Below are 2,777 nucleotides of genomic sequence, written 5' to 3'. Positions count from 1 at the left end.
CACGCGCTTGAGCGCGCCGAGGGCGTCGCCGGCGGCCAGGGCGCGTGCGGCGGCGGCGATCAGGAGTCCATCGGGGCAGGGTACAGCGCGGAGCGACCGGGCCCGCGCCAGGGCCGGAGCCCGGGGGTTCTAGGAACTTGCCTCTAGATTGCTGCAACGCAACAAATCCGTGCCCCATTCGCCGATTCTTTCAGTAAGATGAGGTCATGCTGCATCGCAGCAAAATCTGTCCACCCCTCACCCCGATCGACTGGAGCTTCCCATGCTGAACACCGAACAATTCGCCGCCACGAACAAGGCCAACTTCGAAGCCATGATGGGCCTGACCGCCAAGGCCTTCCAGGGCGTCGAGCAGCTCACCGCGCTCAACCTGCAGGTCGCGAAGGCCGGCCTCGACGAAGTGGCCGAAACCGGGCGGGCCGCGCTGTCGGCGAAGGACCCGCAAGCCCTGCTGGCGCTGCAGGCCGCCCCGCTGCAGGCCGCGGCCGAAAAGGCCTCCGCCTATGGCAAGCAGGTGTACGGCATCGTCGCCGGCTTCAAGGCCGACGTGGAGAAGCTCGCCGCCGAGCAGGCCGCTGCGGCGCAGAGTTCGTTCGTCGCCCTGGTCGAGTCCGCCGGCAAGAACGCGCCCGAAGGTGCGAGCAACGGCATCGCGCTGTTCAAGTCGTCGCTGGCGACCCTGAACAACGCCGTCGACGGTCTGCAGAAGGCCAGCCGCCAGGCCGCCGAGACCGCCGAAGCCAACTACGCCGCCGTGACCGGTCGGTGATCAAGGCCGCCAAGACCAAGCGCGGTTGAGCCTGGCAAGAGCGTGCCATGAGCGCCTCGTCGCTGCGGCTGCAGCTCGGCCTGGAGGATCTTCTCGGAGACCTCCGGCACGCGCGCAGGAGCGGCGACCTGGGCCGACTGGCCCTGCTCCTGTACTGTGAAGTCCGGCGCTGGGCCCGCATGGCCGGTGAGCACCAGCTCGCCGAGCATTCGTCGGCGCTGTTCCTGCAGGGCCCGCACACCGGCCGCGAGGAGTTCCTCGCGCAGGTCGACGACCTGATCGTCGAGCTGGAGAACGCGCACCCCGGGTACGCCCGAAGCGCGTTGCTCGACCCCGCCGCCAGGCCCCCGGGCGAGAGCCCCGTGGCGGCGCGGCCCGCCGAACACTGACGACACCGTCCCTCACGTTTCGTCACAGGGCCCGCCGCTAGACTGCCCTCCGTTCAGGTCTTCTTCTTTCTCTTCAAGGCGGGCTCGCGATGCGGATCCACAGGCTCTCCTTTTCTCTGTGCACCGGCGCCGCCGTGCTGCTCTGTGGTGTCAGCGGCGTGGCCGGTGCGGCGCAGAGCTGCGAGCAGCTGCGCGAGCGCATCGACGCGAAGGTGCGCGCCTCGGGCGCCACGCACTACACGGTCACCACGGTCGATGCCGATGCCGCGGTCGGCGCCTCCGCCAAGGTGGTGGGCCGCTGCGAGCTGGGCACGAAGAAGATCGTCTACACGCGTGGCGAGGAGGGCTCCGTGGCTGCGGCTCCCGCGCCCACGGTCACGGACCGGCCGCGCGGCGAGCCCCTCCTCACCGAGTGCAAGGACGGCTCGGTGTCGGTGGGAGGCGACTGCAGGAAGTAGCCGGGCGCCGGCCTCAGCGCTGCGGCGGCAGCAGCAGTGCTTCGAGCACGGCCGCTGCGCGCAGGCACTCGGCATCGGCGCCGCGCGCGCCGGTCACCTGCAGACCCAGCGGCGCGCCGTGCGGGCCGCGCAGGCCGGCACGCTGACGCAGGCGCACCCAGCAGCGTCCACAGCCGGTTGTAGCTGGCCGCGCCGGTGCTGTGCTCGCTCAGCAGCGGCGCCTCGTCGGGCGCGCCGGGCGTGAGCAGCACGTCCACGCCGTGTGCGGCCAGGCCGTCGTCGGCCATCGCCTCGCGTGCGGCGGCGGTGATGCGCTGCGCGGCGTCGTAGTCGGCGTCGCCGATCGTTCTTGACGCCTCGCGCAGGTAGTCGCGCAGCAACGGCGACAGCGCATCGGCGTGCTGCGTCAGCTCGGTGTGCAGGCTGCGCACCGCCTCCCAGCCCTGCACGGTGGCCTGGGCCTCGAAGGCCTCGGCGGCCCAGGCCGGCAGGCGCACCTCTCGCACCGTGTGGCCGGCCGTGCGCAGCCGCGTCGCGGCCTCCTGCAACGCGGTGGCCATGGCCGGGGACAGCGGACCCCACGGGTAGTCGGTCACCACGCCGAAGCGCGGGGCCGCGGTCGGTGCGGACCGCGTGGCCGCGAAGCGCCGCCCGGCCAGCGCCTGGGCGAAGAACGCCGCATCGGCGACCGTGCGGGTGAACAGCCCCACGGTGTCGAGCGACCACGAGAAGCAGCGCACGCCGGCCGTCGGCAGCCAGCCGAAGCTGGGCTTGCAACCCACCACGCCGCAGTACGACGCGGGCCGGATCACCGAGCCGCCGGTCTGCGTGCCGATCGCCAGCTCCACCAGCCCGGCCGCCACCGCGGCCGCCGAGCCGGCCGACGAGCCGCCCGGCGTGCGGCCCGGTGCGTTGGGGTTGCGCGTGGCGGTGGGGTGCAGGTAGGCGAACTCGGTGCTGGTGGTCTTGCCGATCACCACGCCGCCGGCACGGTGGATCGCGCCCACCAGCGCGGCATCGCTGCGCGGCCGGTGGCCGGTGTAGAGGGGCGAGCCGTAGGCGGTGGGCAGCGCGGCGGTGTCCACGATGTCCTTCACGCCGACCGGCAGGCCGTGCAGCGGACCGCGGTGTCGCGCTGCGCCGTGGCGGCCTCGCGCCGGC

The 2,777-nt window shown here is 72.7% G+C and carries 3 protein-coding genes and 1 pseudogene; 3 read left to right on the top strand and 1 reads right to left on the bottom strand.

All coding sequences use genetic code 11. The annotated features are described in order from the left end of the window. Positions 1-262: 262 nt before the first annotated feature. From phaP to Y694_RS23855, 3 genes are all read left to right on the top strand, one after another. Positions 263-769 carry a TIGR01841 family phasin gene (gene phaP, locus Y694_RS21065; protein WP_036236294.1) on the top strand — a complete coding sequence of 169 codons (507 nt, stop codon included), beginning with the start codon at positions 263-265 and terminating at the stop codon, positions 767-769. A 47-nt stretch (positions 770-816) separates the two neighbouring features. Then, positions 817-1,158, top strand: a complete 342-nt coding sequence (locus tag Y694_RS21060) for a hypothetical protein (RefSeq protein WP_036236292.1) — start codon at positions 817-819, stop codon at positions 1,156-1,158. 89 nt (positions 1,159-1,247) lie between these two features. Then, on the top strand, positions 1,248-1,616 hold the full coding sequence (locus Y694_RS23855) for a DUF1161 domain-containing protein (protein WP_036236290.1): 369 nt from the start codon (positions 1,248-1,250) through the stop codon (positions 1,614-1,616). Positions 1,617-1,834: 218 nt separating this feature from the next. Here the strand turns inward: Y694_RS23855 and Y694_RS21050 are convergent. Beyond that, a pseudogene (locus Y694_RS21050) lies at positions 1,835-2,701 on the bottom strand (amidase family protein); the annotation flags it as partial. Between the last annotated feature and the right edge of the window lie 76 nt (positions 2,702-2,777).

The organism is Methylibium sp. T29-B, assembly GCF_000576225.1.
In the GTDB taxonomy this organism is placed as follows: Bacteria; Pseudomonadota; Gammaproteobacteria; order Burkholderiales; family Burkholderiaceae_C; genus Methylibium; species Methylibium petroleiphilum.
This window is presented reverse-complemented; position numbering and strand designations above follow the sequence as displayed.

What these genes read in the sequence shown, in the direction of transcription:
- phaP (WP_036236294.1), top strand. Translation starts at nt 263, where the DNA reads ATGCTGAACACCGAACAATTCGCCGCCACGAACAAGGCCAACTTCGAA.
- Y694_RS21060 (WP_036236292.1), top strand. Translation starts at nt 817, where the DNA reads ATGAGCGCCTCGTCGCTGCGGCTGCAGCTCGGCCTGGAGGATCTTCTC.
- Y694_RS23855 (WP_036236290.1), top strand. Translation starts at nt 1,248, where the DNA reads ATGCGGATCCACAGGCTCTCCTTTTCTCTGTGCACCGGCGCCGCCGTG.